General features: G+C 35.3%; 11 protein-coding genes and 1 riboswitch. Of the genes, 9 read left to right on the top strand and 2 right to left on the bottom strand.

Annotation, left to right across the window (positions count from 1 at the left end; all coding sequences use genetic code 11):
- Positions 1 to 89: 89 nt before the first annotated feature.
- The 7 genes from RCJ96_RS21490 (at position 90) to RCJ96_RS21460 (ending at position 14,430) form a co-directional block, all read left to right on the top strand.
- Positions 90 to 3,719 carry a SpaA isopeptide-forming pilin-related protein gene (locus RCJ96_RS21490; RefSeq protein WP_446699842.1) on the top strand — a complete coding sequence of 1,210 codons (3,630 nt, stop codon included), beginning with the start codon at positions 90 to 92 and terminating at the stop codon, positions 3,717 to 3,719.
- Between the two features lie 47 nt (positions 3,720 to 3,766).
- Positions 3,767 to 5,428 carry a SpaH/EbpB family LPXTG-anchored major pilin gene (locus RCJ96_RS21485; RefSeq protein WP_446699841.1) on the top strand — a complete coding sequence of 554 codons (1,662 nt, stop codon included), beginning with the start codon at positions 3,767 to 3,769 and terminating at the stop codon, positions 5,426 to 5,428.
- Positions 5,429 to 5,520: 92 nt separating this feature from the next.
- Positions 5,521 to 6,351, top strand: a complete 831-nt coding sequence (locus tag RCJ96_RS21480; RefSeq protein ID WP_416504466.1) for a class C sortase — start codon at positions 5,521 to 5,523, stop codon at positions 6,349 to 6,351.
- A gap of 468 nt (positions 6,352 to 6,819) precedes the next feature.
- The gene (locus RCJ96_RS21475; protein WP_416504467.1) at positions 6,820 to 8,484 is read left to right on the top strand and encodes a glycoside hydrolase family 13 protein; all 1,665 of its coding nucleotides are present in this window, start codon (positions 6,820 to 6,822) and stop codon (positions 8,482 to 8,484) included.
- A 202-nt stretch (positions 8,485 to 8,686) separates the two neighbouring features.
- Entirely contained in the window at positions 8,687 to 10,324 is a 1,638-nt protein-coding gene (locus RCJ96_RS21470; RefSeq protein ID WP_074608143.1) for a PTS transporter subunit IIBC, read from the top strand.
- 4 nt (positions 10,325 to 10,328) lie between these two features.
- Positions 10,329 to 11,120 carry an endonuclease/exonuclease/phosphatase family protein gene (locus RCJ96_RS21465; protein WP_029437300.1) on the top strand — a complete coding sequence of 264 codons (792 nt, stop codon included), beginning with the start codon at positions 10,329 to 10,331 and terminating at the stop codon, positions 11,118 to 11,120.
- A gap of 304 nt (positions 11,121 to 11,424) precedes the next feature.
- Positions 11,425 to 14,430, top strand: coding sequence for a YhgE/Pip family protein (locus tag RCJ96_RS21460; RefSeq protein ID WP_416504468.1), 3,006 nt, complete (start codon positions 11,425 to 11,427; stop codon positions 14,428 to 14,430).
- A gap of 40 nt (positions 14,431 to 14,470) precedes the next feature.
- Here RCJ96_RS21460 and topB read toward each other — a convergent pair whose 3' ends face one another.
- Entirely contained in the window at positions 14,471 to 16,660 is a 2,190-nt protein-coding gene (gene topB, locus RCJ96_RS21455; protein WP_001140209.1) for a DNA topoisomerase III, read from the bottom strand.
- Between the two features lie 226 nt (positions 16,661 to 16,886).
- Positions 16,887 to 16,996, top strand: a riboswitch (TPP riboswitch).
- A gap of 72 nt (positions 16,997 to 17,068) precedes the next feature.
- Between topB and thiM the strand changes: the two genes are divergently transcribed.
- The gene (gene thiM / locus RCJ96_RS21450; protein WP_270795284.1) at positions 17,069 to 17,875 is read left to right on the top strand and encodes a hydroxyethylthiazole kinase; all 807 of its coding nucleotides are present in this window, start codon (positions 17,069 to 17,071) and stop codon (positions 17,873 to 17,875) included.
- Between the two features lie 16 nt (positions 17,876 to 17,891).
- Positions 17,892 to 18,551: a thiamine phosphate synthase gene (thiE, locus tag RCJ96_RS21445; protein ID WP_242304644.1), complete on the top strand. Its 660-nt coding sequence runs from the start codon at positions 17,892 to 17,894 to the stop codon at positions 18,549 to 18,551.
- Positions 18,552 to 18,666: 115 nt separating this feature from the next.
- Here the strand turns inward: thiE and RCJ96_RS21440 are convergent, their stop codons facing one another.
- The gene (locus RCJ96_RS21440; RefSeq protein WP_000498695.1) at positions 18,667 to 19,980 is read right to left on the bottom strand and encodes an anaerobic C4-dicarboxylate transporter family protein; all 1,314 of its coding nucleotides are present in this window, start codon (positions 19,978 to 19,980) and stop codon (positions 18,667 to 18,669) included.
- Positions 19,981 to 20,075 lie beyond the last annotated feature (95 nt).

Here is a 20,075-nt window from a genome sequence, read left to right as displayed (position 1 = left end):
ATTTTATTGTTCTTAGGCTGAAGGCGGCTGGTATTCGAAGAAATAGCCAATCTCTTTGGTGTTAAGGAGATTAATAGAGAGGTGTGAGTATGAAGAGTAAACAGATTAGTATATTTGTCATTTGTTTAATGGTAATGCAAATTATTGTACAGCCATTTATACATATTGTGGCAGCAGAAACATATGACAAAGAAGCAAATGTCAGCGTAAAGCTTTCGGTTGAGGGCGGAGATGGTTCGCAAAAAAATGTAGATAAAGATTTTGTATATCAACTTGATTTAAGTACATTTGGATTAGAAGGTGGGCATAAAGATGCAAAAATTATTGTTAAACTACCACCTGAAGTCGAGTATGTAAGACATGGGAAAATTAGTGGTACGGATGCAGTATACGATAAAGAAACGCATTCGGTTATTTATACATTTAAAGAGCCCCTTCCCAATGGAGATTCTAAAGCAGTTCCTATTACAGTGAAGTTTCCTAAAGGAACAAAAAATGGAACGAAAGCTACAGCTGTAGCAGATTTTGTATCTGATCAAGGAGGCAAAACTTCCAATGAAGTAACGGTTGTAGCATATGAAAAAGAAGTACCACCTGAACCCCCTAAAAAACCAGAGTGGGAAATGCGTAAAACTCCTAATAAGTGGACGATTAAGCCAGGAGAAGAAGTCGAGTACAGGATTCGTGCTCAACACGTTAGGGGACCCACTACACTTGATTCGCTTTCAATAAAAGATCTACTACCGAAAGAAGCACAGTTTATATCAGCTAGTGATAACGGGAAATATGATGCGAATTCACATACAGTCGTATGGGATTTGAAAAATGTAGAAGGCGAGAAAGTTGTTAAAGTTAAGGTTAAGTTCCCTGAGGAAAATTTTGGTGAAGATCAAAATCAACAAGTTCTAAATAGAGTTGAGGCAAAACTAAAGCCAAAAGGGGAAGAGGAATTAACAAAACAAACACATGTGTATGTTGAAGTAACAAATAAAAAACCTCCTGTTATTCCTCCAGAGCAAGCTTTTTCAGAGCTGAGAAAGACTGCCCAAAAGTCTGAGTACAGTAAAGAAGAAGAAATTGCTTTTACATTATCTAACATTCAAAATCAATATTCTAAGGAAATTGATAATTTTGTGCTCCAAGATGACCGTTTTGATGAACAACTTCATTTTACGAGAATGCATACAGGGGCATTTTCAGGTGTAAGTGAATATAAGGTTTTATACAAAACGAAGGATAACCAGGAGTGGAAAGAGTGGAAAGTGATTCGTGGTAATACGAACGGAGAATGGTTAGATGTTTCTTCTTTATCATTAGTTGAAGGTGACAAAGTAACCGGAATCCGATATGAGTTTGGTAAAGTGCCTGCAGATTTTAAAATGAGTTATGGGGCATGGTTAATGTTTAAAGTGGATGATCCGAACTTTAAAGAAGGTATTTTGAAAAATACCGCACATATTTCATATGATATTGACGGGAAAAACTATATAAAAGAAGCGACAGCGCAAGTAAAAGTAAAAGAAAATCCCGAATCAAAGGTTACTTTTAAGAAAAAGGCGTTAACGAAGCCTGGAGAAAAGTATATCAAGGGAGAAGAAGTGGAATTTGAACTAACTGGTAAAGTTGATTGGAGCTCTACACCTTTAAAACAACCAATAATTGTAGATTGGTTACCAAAGGGATTAGAATATGTTCCGGGTTCGGAGAAGTTTACTACTGTTAAAGATGAATGGGAAAGAAAACCTTATGATGCAAAAAAAGTAAAGGTGGAATCGATTCCTAATTATAAAGAAAAAGGAAGAACGCTTTTACGATGGACTTTCTCAGAATTAGACATTTCAGCGGGAAGCGCTGTGACTGTTAAGTTTAAAGTAAGGGTTAACAACTTTGCGATGGCAGGAAAGTACTATAATAAGGCGGGCTTAATGTCTAATGCCTCGACAATTATATCGGCAGATAAGTGGGGACAGCCAACAGGAAAAGATGAAAATGATCTTGATGGTGATGGCGACATAAGTGACCCAATTATTGAAAGTCAAGATGCTGTTGAGATTGAAGAAGAACAATCTTTAAAATCAATTAAATATGTAAAAGGTGAACTAGATGATAGCTGGAAAGGTTCACCAGAAGTAGCGACGACAGTACCAGGTGGAGAAGTGAAATATCGTTTGAAAATTGAAAATGGTGGAACCGTAGCGGTTAGGAATGGTGTCTTAATTGATATATTCCCTGCGGAGGGTGACCAGTCAGTTTTACAAACGAAGAATCATTCACAAGAGCGTGGTAGCAAATGGACCCCATACCTAACATCACCAATCCAGCTTACTGACGGTGACTTCATTAAGATTTATTATACGACTGTTTCAAAGCCTAAGCGTGATGATTTAATTCAAGGAAATGATGCTTTTGTGAATCCAGATGGTGCAAATGATCCGAATTGGTCTTTAGAGCCACCGGCGGATTTAACAAAAGTAACGGCAGTTAAATTTGAATTTGATAAGAATAAGCTTGTATATCCAGGCGAAGCAGCGACACTAGAATGGTCAATGCGTGCACCTGTTGATATGGATGCTTCGGCGGGAATTGCATGGAATTCATTTGGATACAGTGCGATAAATGATGTAACAGGAAATTGGATTCAACCAGCAGAGCCAAACCGAGTGGGTGTACAATTACAGGCTTCGAAAAAGAGCTCATTAGGAGATTACGTCTGGCTAGATAAAAATAAAGATGGTATTCAAAACGATGGAAACACTGGTGTGAATGGTGTAGTCGTAGAGCTATTAGATAAAGATGGAAAAGTTATTAGTATGACGAGAACTGGTAATGACAAAAAAGGAAATCCTGGTTATTACAAGTTTGTAAATTTAGATCCAGATGAATACCAAGTGAGATTTAAGTTACCAGATGGTTACAAATGGACAAACAAAAACGTTGGTAATGATGCAAGAATTGATTCGAATGTTGATAAAGATGGCTATTCAGAAATGATCAAACTTGGTGAAGATGAACATAATATGACAATCGATGCTGGACTAGTTGAAGATATAGTTGGTGCTGGAGAGTTACAAGTTACGAAAGTAGAAAAAGGCAGCAACATTCCATTAAAAGGTGCTGTTTTCGAAGTCCGAGATAAAGATAATCATGTCATTCAAACAATTACATCAGGTGAAGATGGAAAAGCTAAGGCAATAGATTTACCAATTGGTGAATATAAGCTAGTTGAAGTCGAAGCTCCAGAAGGTTATAAACTAGATAATAAGTCATACGACTTTGAAATAACGAAAGACACAAAAACACCAATAGAGAAGACCGTTGAAAATGAATTGCTAGAAAAAGGTGTAATTGAAATTACGAAGGTCGATGCTACAGATGTCAATCTGAAATTAAAAAATGCTGTGTTTCAGATTTTAGACAAAGATGGTAAAGAGATTGGGAAATTAACAACAGATGAAAATGGTAACGCAGTTTCCAATCCATTACTGTTCGGAAAATATACAATTAAAGAAGTAAAAGCCCCAGATGGATATATGCTTTTGAAAGAGCCAATTACAGTAGAAGTCGGGTCATCAGTACACAAAATAACGATAGAAAATCAAAAGAGTCAGTGGGAAATCCCAAAAACCGGAGGGATAGGTACAGGCATTTTCTATTCTATCGGTGGGATTTTAATGTTACTAGTTGTGTTCTTATATGTTCGAAATAAAAGGAATAAGTAATAGAGTTTTAAATTGAAAAATTTATAGAGATAGTGAGGAAAAATAATATGAAAAAGATTTTCAGTATGCTTTTAATTTTGACATTAACGTTTTCTATGTTGCCTAGTATGTTTGTGAGTGCAGCATCAAAAGATACAGGTTCTTTAACCATTCATAAGTACGCACAAGAAAAAAATGGAGATCCAGGTGTAGAGGGTGATGGTTCTGCGAATCAAACTTTACCTGAAGATGTTAATCCATTAAAAGGTGTAACATTTGAAATTAAGCAAATTGCGTCATTCGAAAAGATTTCAAATGATGGAAAGATTGTAAAGGAAAATGTAAAGCCTGTAACAAACGCAGAAGCAATCAAAATGACAACAACTGATAAAGGCGAGGCAGTATTTACAAATTTACAGTTAGGACGTTATGAAGTAAAAGAAGTTGCTGGACCAGAGCATGTTAACTTAAATCCACATACGTATACAGTTGACATTCCAATGACAAGTAAAACGGGCGATGTGCTAAACTACGATGTTCACATGTATCCAAAGAATGAAATCAAACGTGGAGCAGTAGAATTAACAAAAATAGGTGCAAAAGGTAAAGTACTTCCAGGTGTGGAATTCTCTTTATATACAGAGGATGGTAAAGTAGTTAAAGAAAAGTTAGTAACAGGTACAGATGGTAAAATTCGTGTAGAAGGTTTAGAGTATGGTAAGTATTATTTCCAAGAGAAAGAAGCACCAAAAGGTTATGTTAAAGATCTAACAAAACATGGATTCTCAATTATTGAATCAGGTACTCTTAGTAAAGATGGTTCAATTACATCTGGTAAAGTAGAGACTGTGGAAGTAAAGAACTATGAAGAGCCAACGATAGACAAAAAGATTAATAAAGATTTAGAGTTCTTACCAATTAATACACAAACAGATTATAACTATGATATTAAAACATTAATTCCAGAAGATATTAAAGACTATAAACAGTATGTTGTAACAGATACGTTAGATAATCGATTAGTAATGCAAGGAAAACCAGTTGTGTACATCGATGGTGTAGAAGTAGATTCAAGTGTGGTAGAAGTAGTTGTAGAAGGTCAAAAAGTAACAGCGACTGTGAAAGATTTCTCAAAATTAAATGAGAAAAAAGAGTTGCATTTACAAATTAAATCACAGATTAAAGAAGACGTAGCAGCTGGAACGGAAATTCCAAATAAAGCAACAATTAATTTTGAAAATAATAATAATGTAAAAGATCAAAAAGAATCTAAGCCGGTAATTGTTGTCCCAACAGCTGGTAGCATTGAGTTGACGAAAGTTGATGGTGCTGATAATAAGAAATTACAAGGTGCAGAATTCGAATTGCAAGATAAAAAAGGTAATGTGGTAGTAGTAGGAAAGCAAGAAGTAAAAGGTGTATCTGATGAAAATGGTATTATCACATGGAATAACCTCCCATACGGAGACTACCAAGTAGTTGAAACGAAAGCACCAACTTATGAAAAAGAAGATGGTACAAAAGCTTCTTATCAAAAATTAAGAGATCCAATTGATGTAACAATTAATGCAGAGCACAAAACTATTAAATTAGAAGTAAAGAATAATAAAAGTGGCTGGGTACTCCCTTCAACAGGTGGTAGGGGAACAATGCTATTTACTGTAGTGGGTCTTGTGTTGATGGCTGTAGCAGCATTTGTTTTCTTCAGAAGAAATACAGCGAAAAATTAAGGTTTTAGAAAATGATAATGATATAGCATAAAAAGAGGAGAAGCGGATAGCTTTCCTCTTTTTAATATTTTTAAATACTTAAAGGGGGTACTATGAAACAAAATATCTTTTTTGGATGCATTTTTTTATTAGGACTAGGTATATTTTTGTATCCAACTGTAAGCGATTGGTTTGCAACAAGAACACATTATTCTCAAGTTAGTTCTTATGATAAAGCTGTAAAGTCCCTTCAAAAGAAAGAGCTCGAACGTCGAGAAAAAGAGGCAGATGAGCATAATAAGCAAGTTCAACACTCTGGACAAACATTTTCAGATCCATTTGCTGAACAACAAAAAGCTGATCAAAATTCTTATGCAGATGCTTTAAACCTAGGCGATACAATGGGTTATATTGAAATACCTCAGATTAATGTGAAACTTCCAATCTATCAAGGGACTTCAGAGGCAGTTTTGAGTCGCGGTGTAGGTCATTTAGATAAATCTTCATTACCAGTAGGAGGAACAAACACACACACTGTTTTAACGGGGCATAGGGGTTTACCTTCTGCATTATTATTTACTGATTTGGATGAAATGAAGGAATCGGATGTTTTTTATATTCATTCATTAGATAAGGTCCTTGCTTATAAAGTAGATCAAATTAAAGTTGTGTTGCCGCATGAAGTAGATGATCTATTAATTGTGGAAAATAAGGATTACGCTACTTTAATTACATGTACTCCTTATGGTGTGAATACACATCGTTTGTTAATTAGAGGGCATCGAATTCCTTATGAAGAAAAAGAAAAAGAAATGATTTCAAAACCATCTACGTCCAAAGATTGGATGGTAGCCATTCCAATCTTTATTTTAGTTGTACTTTTACTTTCTATTTATATGAGAAGAAGAAAGAGGAGAAAAGACGCAGCAGGGAAAATAAGCTGAAATAAATAGGTAATAAAAGGGATTGTTTGGAGAAGGAAGTTGAAATGTTCCCCCTTATAAGGGTATTAAAAAATAATGTAATCTTAAGAAGGTGATCTCTGTATGAAAATAGGGATTACCTTTTTTAAGTTCCTTCATATTTGGAATCATTTCATATGGTAAGTAGGAATTTTACATTAACGGATATTGATACTACTACATCAAAATTTAGTGAAATAAAGAAGATAAGTGGAAGATGCACATTAATCATGGTCTTATTTTATATTAAAGAAAGTAAGCTAATCAGATCTGACAATAATAAAACTTCTGCAATAACAATGAAATAGGGGATGATTTTGTAAAGGAATGTAGATATTTAATAGTAGTGTAAAAAATTCTCGTTGCAAACTCTCCATATTTTGTTATGATAGTGTTACGAAAACGTTTGCATAAAAAAATTCCGATGGGATGCAAAAGGAGAGAATGACTATGAATAAGACATGGTGGAAAGAAGCGGTTGCTTATCAAATTTATCCACGTAGCTTTATGGATTCAAATGGCGATGGTATTGGAGATTTACAAGGTATTATTGCGAAACTGGATTATTTAAAAGATTTAGGAATAGATGTAATTTGGATTTGTCCAATGTATAAGTCACCTAATGATGATAATGGTTATGACATTAGTGATTATCAAGATATTATGGATGAGTTTGGTACGATGGAAGACTTTGATGCTTTACTAGATGAGGTTCATAAACGTGATATGAAGCTTATTATTGATTTAGTTATTAATCATACAAGTGATGAACATCCATGGTTTATTGAGTCTCGTTCATCTAAAGACAATCCGAAGCGTGATTGGTATATTTGGCATGATGGTAAAGATGGTGCGGAACCAAACAACTGGGAAAGTATTTTTAATGGTTCGGCATGGGAATATGATGAAGTAACAGGACAATATTATTTACACTTATTCTCGCGTAAACAACCAGATTTAAACTGGGAGAATAAAGAAGTTCGAGAAGTGTTATACGACACAGTTAATTGGTGGCTTGATAAAGGAATTGATGGTTTCCGTGTGGATGCGATCAGCCATATAAAAAAAGAAGATGGCTTTAAAGATATGCCAAATCCAAAAGAACTAAAGTATGTACCATCTTTTGATAAACATATGAATGTGGATGGTATTCAACCTTTATTAGAAGAGTTAAAAGAAAATACATTTTCTAAGTACGATATTATGACTGTTGGTGAAGCGAATGGCGTTAAGATTGAAGATGCTGAGCTTTGGGTTGGAGAAGAGCAAGGTAAGTTCAATATGGTATTCCAATTCGAACATTTAAGCTTATGGGATGCTGAAAAGAAGAAAGACCTTGATGTTGTAGGACTGAAAAAGGTATTAACCAAATGGCAAAAAGGGTTAGAAAATAAAGGGTGGAATGCTTTATATATTGAGAATCACGATAAGCCGCGTATCGTTTCAACTTGGGGAGATGATAAACAATATTGGCGTGAAAGTGCGACAGCTTTAGGAGCAATGTATTTCTTTATGCACGGTACACCGTTTATTTATCAAGGGCAAGAAATTGGGATGACAAATGTCCAATTACCAAATGTTGAAGATTACGATGATGTTGCAACTAAAAATTTATATCGTGAGAAAATTGTAGAGGGCGTATCCCATCAAGATATGATGGAAATTATATGGGCTTCTTGCCGCGATAATTCACGTACACCTATGCAGTGGAACGATGAGATGAATGCTGGCTTCACAACAGGTGCACCTTGGTTTAGTATGAATCAAAACTACAAAGAGATTAATGTTGAAAAGCAGAAAAATGAAGAAAACTCTATTTTCAATTTCTATAAGAAAATGATTGCCTTGAAAAAAGAGCACGATGTACTGAATTATGGTACGTACGATTTACTTTTAGAAGATGATCCGCAAATTTATGCATATACTCGTACATTAAACGATGAAAAAATCATTGTAATTAGTAATATCTCAAAAGAGGAAGCTGTATATAATGAGGATTCATTTGCAATAGAACGCAAACGTTTGCTTTTAAATAACTATGAAGTTGCGGAACATGAACAAGTAACTACAATCACGTTAAAGCCTTATGAAACAAGGGTTTATCGCATTTCATAATAAAAAAGGATGCTCTAAGAGCATCTTTTTTTATGAAAAATAATAAATTTCTATTGCAAAGTGAAAACGCTTTTATTAAAATAGATTTATGAAAACGGTTGCGTAAAGGGATAAAAACGAAATAAGGAATCGTTTTCATAAAGGAAACAGAAATTATAATTTAAATCATTATGTTGTTATAAATAAAGGGGAGGAAGAACAGATGAAAATTACGTCTTTTGATTTTTGGCAAAAGTTCGGGAAAGCATTATTAGTTGTTGTAGCTGTAATGCCAGCAGCTGGTTTAATGATTTCTATCGGTAAGTTAATTGGAATGTCTGCTGGGGATATTAACGCAGTTCATACAATCGCTCGCGTAATGGAAGACATCGGTTGGGCAATTATTACTAATCTACACATCTTATTCGCAGTAGCAATCGGGGGATCTTGGGCGAAAGATCGTGCAGGTGGTGCATTTGCAGCGCTATTAGCATTCGTCTTAACGAACAGAATTACAGGAGCTATATTTGGTGTAAACGCTGAAATGTTAGCGGATTCAAAAGCGAAAGTTTCTTCAGTATTAGCAGGAGATTTAATTGTAAAAGATTACTTTACTTCTGTACTTGGTGCACCAGCATTAAACATGGGAGTTTTCGTAGGGATTATCACAGGTTTCTTAGGAGCTACTTTATATAACAAATATTATAACTATAACAAACTGCCACAAGCATTAGCATTCTTTAATGGAAAACGATTCGTACCATTCGTTGTAATTGTTTGGTCTACAGTAACTGCAATTGTATTATCACTTTTATGGCCATTCATCCAAAGTGGATTAAATGAATTTGGTCGCTGGATTGCAGCTTCAAAAGATAGTGCACCAATTGTTGCACCATTTGTATATGGAACGTTAGAGCGTTTACTATTACCATTCGGTTTACATCATATGTTAACAATTCCGATGAACTATACAGAGCTAGGTGGAACATATACGATGTTAACTGGCTCAAAAGTTGGACAAGTTGTAGCAGGACAAGATCCTTTATGGCTTGCATGGATTACAGATTTAAATAACTTATTAGCAAATGGAGATACAAAAGCATATAACGATTTATTAAATAACGTTGTACCAGCTCGTTTCAAAGCTGGACAAGTTATCGGTTCAACAGCAGCATTAATGGGGATTGCTTTCGCGATGTTCCGTAATGTTGATAAAGAAAAACGTTCAAAATATAAACCAATGTTCTTATCAGCAGCATTAGCAGTATTTTTAACAGGTGTAACAGAACCAATTGAATTCATGTTCATGTTTATTGCTCCAGTATTATATGTTGTATATGCAATTACAACAGGACTTGCATTCGCATTAGCAGATTTAATTAACTTACGTGTTCACGCATTCGGATTTATTGAGTTAATTACTCGTACACCGATGATGGTTAATGCAGGACTAACTAGAGATTTAATCAATTTCGTTATCGTTTCATTAGTATTCTTCGGTCTGAACTTTACGTTATTCAATTTCTTAATTAAAAAGTTCAACTTACCAACACCAGGACGTGCAGGTAACTATATTGATAACGAAGATGAGACATCAGAAGGAACAGGAAATGTACAAGATGGTTCATTAGCAACAAAAGTTATTGATCTATTAGGTGGAAAAGAAAATATTGCTGACGTAGATGCTTGTATGACACGTTTACGTGTAACAGTAAAAGATTTAGATGTTGTTGCACCAGAAGCGCAGTGGAAACAAAATGGTGCTTTAGGACTTATCGTAAAAGATAAAGGTGTACAAGCGGTATATGGCCCGAAAGCTGACGTATTAAAGTCAGACATTCAAGATATGTTAGGTGCGTAATAATATGAAATTGCTAACTTTAAACTGTCACTCTTGGCAAGAAGAAAATCAAATAGAAAAGATAAAATATCTTGCTAAAGTCATTCAAGAAGAAGAGTACGATGTTATCGCATTGCAAGAAGTAAGTCAGTCGATAGGGGCTAAAAATGTATGCGGTAACAAGAAAGAAGATAATTTTGGGCTTTTACTATTAGAAGAGTTAAATGCGTTACATGTAAAAGATTACAATATTACTTGGGATTTCTCTCATATTGGTTATGATGTGTATGAAGAAGGATTAGCGATTATAACGAAGCATAATGTTGTAAAAGAAGATACGTTCTTTATTTCAGAAAATAAGGATACAACGTATTGGAAAACACGCAAAATTGTAAGTGCAACAATTGCTTATAATGGGAAGAACATCACGTTTTACTCTTGCCACCTCGGTTGGTGGAATGATGAAGAAGAATCATTTAAAGGTCAAGTGAATCGTTTAATGGAGCATGTAGATAGCAATGAACTTTCCTTCTTAATGGGTGATTTTAATAATAATGCCCGTTTGCAAGGTGAGGGCTATGAATATATGATGCAAAAGGGTTTGTACGACACATATGAACTAGCAATAGAGAAGGATGAAGGAACAACTGTCCAAGGTGAAATTGCTGGTTGGGATGAAAATAAACATAATTTACGAATCGATCTAATATTGTGTAACCGAAGTGAGAAAGTTCGTTCTTCAAAGGTTATTTTTAATGGTACAAACCGAAATATAATTTCAGATCATTTCGGTGTAGAAGTACAAGTAGATATATAATAGAAGAAAACCTCACAGATGATAAAAAGCTGTGAGGTTTTTTTAGGAATACAAGTATTTCCAAGAGAAAATACTTGTATTTTTTATGACATTTCCTATATATTTGTTATTATTGAATGTAAAACCGATTTGGTCATTTTGTATTCATACTTTGACTTACTTCGTTATATAATGTAGTAAGTTAAAGTTAATGGTAAAAAATAGTTCGTTTTTGGTTAATCCACGATGTAGAAAGTGATATAATTGCAAAATGTATGTATCATTTTCTAAAGAAGGAAAAATATATAATTAGGTGATAACTTCTATGAAACAAATTTGGCGTATTTATAAGACGGATTTACGGAATGTAGCTAAACATTGGGCTGCAATTGTTATTGTTGTAGGGTTAATGATTTTACCATCGTTATATGCATGGTTTAACATTAAAGCTTCTTGGGATCCATATGGAAATACAAAAGAAGTTCCCATTGCAGTTTCTAACCAAGATGCAGGCTCTAATTTAAGAGGGAAAGATATCAATATCGGGGACGAGATTGTAGATTCTCTTAAGAAAAACAAAAAGCTTGGCTGGAAATTTGTAGATGAAAAACAGGCAATTTACGGAGTGGAACGCGGGGATTACTATGCAAGTATTACGATCCCAAAAGACTTCTCTGAAAAGATTGCAACTGTTCTGGATGAAAATCCACAGAAACCAGAACTTGATTACTATGTAAATGAAAAGGTAAATGCGATTGCACCGAAGATTACAGCAAAAGGTGCATCAGGTATTACAGAAGAAATTAGTAAAAACTTTGTTAAAACAGCGAACGGTGAGATTTTTAAAATCTTCAATGACCTTGGAATCGATTTAGAAACAAACTTACCAAGTATTGAGAAAGTAAAAGATCTTGTATTTAAGTTAGAAGCGCAGTTCCCAGAAATGAATACATTGATGGATAAGGCTTTAGATGATGCGACTCGAGCAGAGGATGTTGTGAAAGTAGCGCAGAAAGAGTTGCCGGTTGTAGAGAGTGTTATTAATGATGGTCAGGATACACTTAAGAGCTTAGATGCATTCTTTGCGAGAAACGATGAAACATTGAATCGTGCTCCAGGAACTATTAAGAATAATTTAATTGTAACGAAGCAGGGATTGGATGCTGCAGCGAAAATTACGGATTACTTAAAAAATCCTTCATTTGATTTTAATCTGACACTTCCAGATCCAGCTAAATTACCAGTGTTACCTAATATAACTATTCCGCAAATACCACAAATACCAGAAATACCAGAAATTCCAGCATTACCGCAAGTGAATGGTGAGGGGTATAAAAATATTGCTAAAAATATTAATCAAACTGTAAATAATGTTTTTAGTTCGATACGTGTCGGAACAACTTACGCACAAGGTGTTATAAACGGGTTGCAAAATGGTAATTTTGATCCAGAGAAAGCGAAACAAGATCTTAATAATGTTTCTGAGACGCTACAAGGTAGAGCAGATAGTGTTTCATATGTAATTGATATCTTTACTAAATTTAAAGAGTCGGCATCAACTGATTTTGGAAAAGAATTCTTCCAAAAGAGAATAGAGAAATTAACAAACCTTAAAACAGCAATTGTAAATGCAAATGGTGGCGTTAAAGATATTGCCAATATTATTGGTACAGGGCAAGAAGTGAAACAAGATGTAAGAGATGCTACTAATAAAAAGCTAGATGCAATAAATAACTTGGTAAATCAAGCAGAAGCAGATTATAATGCTACGTTTGTAGCAGATTTCGAAAAAGCAGTAAGCACAGCTGAGCAATTGAAAAACCAAGCTGAGCAATTGAAAGACAAAGCTGAAAATGTAAAAGAAGATGCTCAGCAACTTAGAGGTAATTTAAATCAAGATATAAAAAAAGCGAATGAGTTAGTAAATCAAACCAATGAGGCATTAGACAATGGTAGAGAAAAGTACGATAAGGCTGTAAGTGATTACAGCAGAGTAAAAACAGAACTTGGAAAAGCAAGAGAAGACTTAAGCAACGCAGGTGTTAATGGATTAGACTCTACAAAAGTAGCCTTAAATGATTTAAATGGACAGTTCAAAGCAGCATGGAATTTAGTTAATGATATGATTCCAGTTCTGGAAAATACAAATAAAGTTTTAGCAGATGTAAATAGTGATAAGAACACGAATAACACGATTTCTAAATTGAATAAAGTAAAAGATGGTCTTCAAAAAGGAATCGATTTAACTGATAAAGGAATTGACTCTATTAATAAAGGGCAAAAACCAGCGGTAGATGTTATTGAGAGCATTAATGAAGTATCTAAAAATGTTTCGGGCCAAATTGGTGACATTTTAGCTAAATATGACTCAGAAATCACTCCAAATTTCAATGCAGCTATTGCTCGTACGAAAGAGATGTCTAAAAACACATCTCAAATTTTAAAAGAAGCAGACAAAAAGCTTCCAGATGTTAAAAAATTACTAGAAGATTCATCAAAAGGCTTAGTAGACGGTAGAAAGAAATTAGCAGATATTAAAGCTGAAATGCCAGCTACTGAGAAAAAGATTAAAGAATTAGCAGATAAAATTCGTGATTTTGAATCTGAAGAGGATTTAAAAGACATCATCCGTTTGTTGAAAAACGATGTTGAGAAGCAAAGTGATTACTTTGCAAATCCAGTAAATTTAAAAGAGAATAAATTATTTGCAATGCCGAACTATGGTTCAGCAATGTCACCATTCTATACAGTGCTTGCATTATGGGTAGGCGCATTATTAATGGTTTCGTTATTAACAGTAGAAGTACATGAAGAGGGCGCGAATTATAAGAGCCATGAAATTTACTTCGGACGTTTATTAACATTCTTAACGATAGGTCTTTCACAGGCGTTTATCGTATCGATGGGAGATATATTCTTACTCGGTACGTACGTAGTCGATAAGTTCTGGTTTGTATTATTTAGTTTATTTATAGGTGGAGTATTTGTTTGTATCGTGTACTCACTCGTTTCTATTTTCGGAAACGTAGGGAAATCGATGGCGATCATTTTACTTGTACTGCAAGTAGCAGGATCGGGCGGAACATTCCCAATTCAAATGACACCGGCGTTCTTCCAAGCGATTTATCCGTTCTTACCGTTCACATACGCAATTAGTGCAATTCGTGAAACAGTAGGCGGAATGCTATGGGATATTGTAACGCGAGATTTACTTGTGTTAAGTGCTTTCGTAGTAGTTATGATTGTTGCTGCGTTATTACTGAAAACACCAATTAACAAATCAAGTGAAAAATTCGTTGAGAATGCAAAAGGAAGTAAAATCATTCACTAACATAAAAGGTTCCTACCGCTAGAGGTAGGAACCTTTTTGTTTAATCAAATTTTAATTTCTTTAATGCTTCTGCGAATGGGTTATTTAATGGTTCTTCTTCTTTTTTCTGCTGTTTCATATATTTTTGAACGTCACGCTTATCAGCTTTGTTTCCAGATTCCTTTTTACGTCTTTCTTGGAATGTGGATAATTTCTCGCGATAGCCACATTTACATGCAAAGATTTGTCCTGCACCTTCACCACGTAATTCTAACTTCTTCTTACACTGAGGGCAACGAGCGTTTGTTGTACGAGATACATTTTTACGATGACCACATTCACGGTCTTGGCAAACGAGCATTTTTCCTTTTTTGCCGTTTACCTCTAGCATTGGTTTACCGCAATCTGGACAAGACTTCGTTGAAATGTTGTCATGTTTATATTTTTTATCACTCGATTTAATTTCAGAAACAATTTCTTTCGTATAGTTCTTCATTTCGGAAATGAATACTTCTTTTTTTAGTTTACCCTTTGCAATTGCCTCTAGCTTTTGTTCCCACTCACCAGTTAGTGTAGGTGATTTTAACTCTTCTGGTACTAAATCAAGTAACTGACGGCCTTTTGAAGTAATGTGAATATCTTTACCGCGTTTTTCAATTAAGAATGAATTGAATAGCTTGTCGATAATATCAGCACGCGTTGCTACAGTACCTAATCCACCAGTTGATTTTAATGTATCAGCAAGTTGCTTATTTTGCGTATCCATATATTTTGTAGGATTTTCCATTGCTGAAAGTAAAGTTGCTTCGTTAAAACGTGCAGGTGCTTTCGTTTGACCTGATGTTTGCATAATTAACTTTACAGTTAATGTATCGCCTTTTTCGATGCGAGGTAAAAGCTGCTCTTTTACGTCATCAGTTACATCATCATCTTCAAAGCGATTTTCATATACTTCCTTCCAACCGGCATGTAAAATTGTTTTTCCGCGTGCAATGAACGTTTCATTGCCGACTTTTGTGCGTAACGTTAGTTGTTCGTATTCGAATGCCGGGAATAAAACAGCTAAGAAACGTTTGACAACTAAATCATAAATTTTACGTTCTTTATCTGTGAAGGCTGAGAAGTTAACGTATCCTTCTGTCGGAATAATTGCGTGGTGATCGCTTACTTTACTATCATCAACAAATGATTTATTAGCCTTGATAGGCTTTTGTAATACTTTATGTGCTAAAGGACGATATTCCCCAACGCCGCACGCCTTTAGACGTTCTGGAAGTGTTCCAACGATATCAGATGAAATGTAACGCGAATCTGTACGAGGGTATGTTAGCACTTTATGTTGCTCATACAATTTCTGCATAATATTCAATGTTTCTTTCGCAGAGTAACCGAACTTTTTATTGGCATCACGTTGCAATTCAGTTAAATCGTAAAGACCAGGAGAGAATGACTTCTTCTGTTTTTTATCAATTTCTAAAACAGTAGCATTATGTTTATCTAAACCTTTTACAATACCATCAATTTTTTCTTTATTAAAACTGCGGCTATTGCCATTTGCATCTTGCCACGTTAGTTTTAATTGATTTGTTGTTTGAGCTTCAATGCCGTAGTAAGTTTGAGCTTTGAAGTTCTTTATTTCATCTTCACGATTAGCGATCATAGCAACAGTAGGTGTTTGCACACGGCCACAGTTAAGCTGGGCATTAAAGCGAGTCGTTAAAGCGCGAGTCGCGTTAAGACCGATATACCAGTCAGCTTCTGAACGTGCGACAGCTGAAGCGTATAAATTGTCATATGCTTTACCTGGTTTTAAATTTGCGAAACCATCTTTAATTGCTTTATCAGTAACAGATGAAATCCATAGACGTTTAATTGGTTTGTTAATTCGAACCTTATCAATAATCCAACGAGCAACTAATTCCCCTTCACGTCCAGCGTCTGTCGCTACAATAATTTCATTTACATCTTTTCTAAGAAGCTGACTTTTTACAGCGTTAAATTGTTTCCCTGTTTGTTTAATAACAGTTAATTTCAAACGCTCAGGTAGCATCGGTAAATCTTCTAAATTCCACTTTTTATATTTCACATCATAGCTTTCTGGATCAGCTAATGTAACAAGATGACCTAAAGCCCAAGTTACAATATATTTACTACCTTCAAGGTAGCCATTTCCTTTTTTATCACACTTCAGTACACGCGCAATATCTCGTGCAACGGAAGGTTTTTCAGCGATTACAACGCTTTTTGCCATATTAAAAACATCCTTTCAAATTTCCATACGTTAACTATAGCATACATCTTCTTGAGATTCAGTTTCGCTCCATATTTGAACGGTTTTTAGTGGAATGAACAAAGTCTCTACTGATTAAAGTTTCATTTTATTATGCTTATTGTTATATAGGTTGCTTCCATATTAAATAGAAAAGTAAAGAACTTGTTATTTTAGTAGAATAAGAGTAGACTTTGAAGTAGATGAATAATAAGCACATGGGAGTTTGTGGATGCAAACTGAGAGTATGACTATTCCGTCATTGACCATTTGAACCTGTTGGATAATGCCAGCGTAGGGAGAGTGTAAAAGCACATGTTCAGGCACTTTGCGTACGCGCAAAGTGCCTTTTTGTGTATCTCCCATCACTATAGTTAGGAGATGAGAAGGATGAATACGAAAGAAATTAGCAAAGTAGTGGATTTGGTGAGAGAATCTAATCCGCTCGTTCATAATATTACAAATGTTGTTGTAACAAATTTTACAGCTAACGGTTTATTAGCATTAGGGGCATCCCCTGTAATGGCGTATGCAAAAGAAGAAGTAGCAGAAATGGCTAGCATTGCTGGGGCGTTAGTATTAAATATGGGGACACTTCGTCCTGACGAGGTAGAAGCGATGTTACTTGCTGGTAAGTCGGCTAATAGGAATGATGTACCGGTACTGTTTGATCCGGTTGGCGCAGGGGCAACTTCGTATCGAACAGAAGTTGCGAGACATATTCCGGCTGAAATCGAATTAGCAATTATTCGCGGAAATGCAGCTGAAATAGCGAACGTTATTAATGAAAAATGGGAAATTAAAGGGGTAGACGCTGGTGCTGGAAATGGTAATGTCGTAAGTATTGCAAAGCAGGCAGCAGATGAACTAAATACAGTTGCGGTGATTACTGGAAAAGAAGATGTTGTTACAGATGGAGAGCGAACTATTGTTATTCGAAATGGTCACTCTATTTTAACGAAAATTACGGGAACTGGTTGTTTACTAACTTCTGTAATAGGAGCATTTGTAGCGGTAGAAAAGGATTATGTAAAGGCTGCATTAGCGGCATTAACGTTTTATGGTGTAGCCGCGGAACTAGCAGCTGCTAAGACAGTAGAAAAAGGACCTGGTAGTTTCCAAATTGAATTTTTAAATCAGTTAGCCAATACGACTTCGGGTGATATAGAAAAGTATGGGAAGATTGAGGTTATATAGTAAGGAGGGAAAATAAATGTCACGTATTTCAAAGGCAGAAATGTCTAAGTTATTATCAGTATATTTTATTATGGGAAGTAACAATTGTACGAAGGATCCACTGCAAGTATTGAGAGAGGCACTTGAAGGTGGTATAACAATTTTTCAATTTCGTGAAAAGGGAGAAGGGGCTTTAACGGGAGAAGAACGTATTTGTTTCGCAAAAGAATTACAAGCAATTTGTAAGGAATACGGTGTACCATTCATCGTAAATGATGATGTGGAACTAGCTCTCGAGTTAGATGCAGATGGCGTGCATGTTGGACAAGATGATGAAGGAATTACTTCTGTTCGTGAAAAAATGGGGGATAAAATTGTTGGTGTATCTACCCATACAATTGAAGAAGCACGCTGGGCAATTAAAAACGGAGCTGATTATTTAGGAGTTGGCCCAATTTTTCCGACGAGTACGAAAAAGGATACGAAAGCGGTGCAAGGAACGAAAGGTTTAGCTCATTTTAGAGAACAAGGAATTACAATACCGATTGTTGGGATTGGTGGCATTTCAATTGAAAATACAGCTTCGGTTATAGAAGCAGGTGCGGATGGTGTTTCCGTTATCTCTGCGATTAGTTTAGCGGAATCTGCCTATGAAAGTACGAAGAAATTAGTAGAGGAAGTAAGTAGGAGTTTGTAGGAAAAGGGAACTTCACAAAAATAGTAAAGAACAGAATGGACAGATAAAAATATTTAAACAAACGTTTGATTAAAAAAGCACAAACCCTTTAAATTTGTAGGTTTGTGCTTTTTCTTTAAAACATAATTGAAATTAAGAGCATTCCAATTCCGATAGAAGTGAATGTTGCGATTAGGCCTGGAATCATAAAGCTATGATTTAAAACATATTTACCAATGCCAGTTGTGCCAGTACGATCAAAGTTAATGGCAGCAACGATTGTTCCGTAGTTTGGAATGAAGAAATATCCATTTACTGCAGGGAACATCGCGATCAGTAGTGCTGGTGGAATACCGAGTGATAATCCAAGAGGCATTAAAGCACGTACTGTTGCGGCTTGGCTATATAGTAAAATAGATAGAATGAATAATGCGATGGCAAATAGCCATGGCGCACTTGTTACTAGATGCTGAATTGATCCCTGAATCATATTTAAGTTTCCGTTAAAGAAAGTATCTCCCATCCAAGCGATACCGAAAATAGCAACAACTGCTGTTGCCCCCGCTTTAAAGACGTTACCAGACACGATGCTTTCTACATTTGGTTTACAGAAAATAATAATAAGAGCTGCGATCGTTAACATAACCATTTCAATTGTGTTTGGCATGGAAAGACGGGCTAACTTTCCATCAACTATCCATCCTGGACGAAGTGCTTCAAATGAACCGAGAAGTACGACAAGGAAAGTTCCTACTAGGAAAAGGATAACTGATAATTTAGCGCCTTTTACACCAACAAATTCTTTTTTCTCTTCAATCTTAGGAATCATTCCTTCTTTTAATCGTTTTAAGTATTCAGGGTCTTCATTTAATTCTTTCCCCATTTTGCTAGCAACAAATGCAGCTATCATACAAGCGATGAAAGTAGAAGGGATACTTACTTTTAAAATATCTAATAAGGTGATTTTATAGTCAGCTAACATTGCTAAAAGTGCAACTGTTGCAGCTGATATAGGACTAGCTGTAATTGCTTGTTGGGAAGCAATTACGGCAATTGACATTGGTCGTTCTGGTCTAATTCCAGATTCGCGAGAGACTTCTGCGATAACAGGAAGTACAGAATAAGCAACGTGACCAGTTCCTGCACAAAGTGTAAATAAATAAGTAACAATTGGAGCAAAGAATGTAATGCGTTTTGGATTTTTTCGTAATGCTTTCTCAGCCAAATGAACAAGGTAGTCCATTCCTCCAGCGGCTTGGAGTGCACCAGCAGCTGTAATTACTGCTAAAATCATAAGCATGACATCAATAGGAGGAGCTGTAGGTTGTAAGTGGAAGACGAAAACAAGTATTGCCATACCAACGCCACCCATTACTCCTAGACCAACTCCGCCTAGACGTGCGCCAATAAAAATGCAGAGTAGTAATGTAAGAAATTGTAGCCAAAACATGATAAACTACCTCCGAAATTCATTAGTTAAGATATATTTGAATAATTTAATTTAAAAGAAAATTAAAATAAATAATCAAAACAATCCTTGTGTTA

Source organism: Bacillus sp. BSL6 (genome assembly GCF_052928345.1).
The sequence above is the reverse complement of the archived record's forward strand: the minus strand, read 5'-3'. Positions and strand labels throughout refer to the sequence as shown.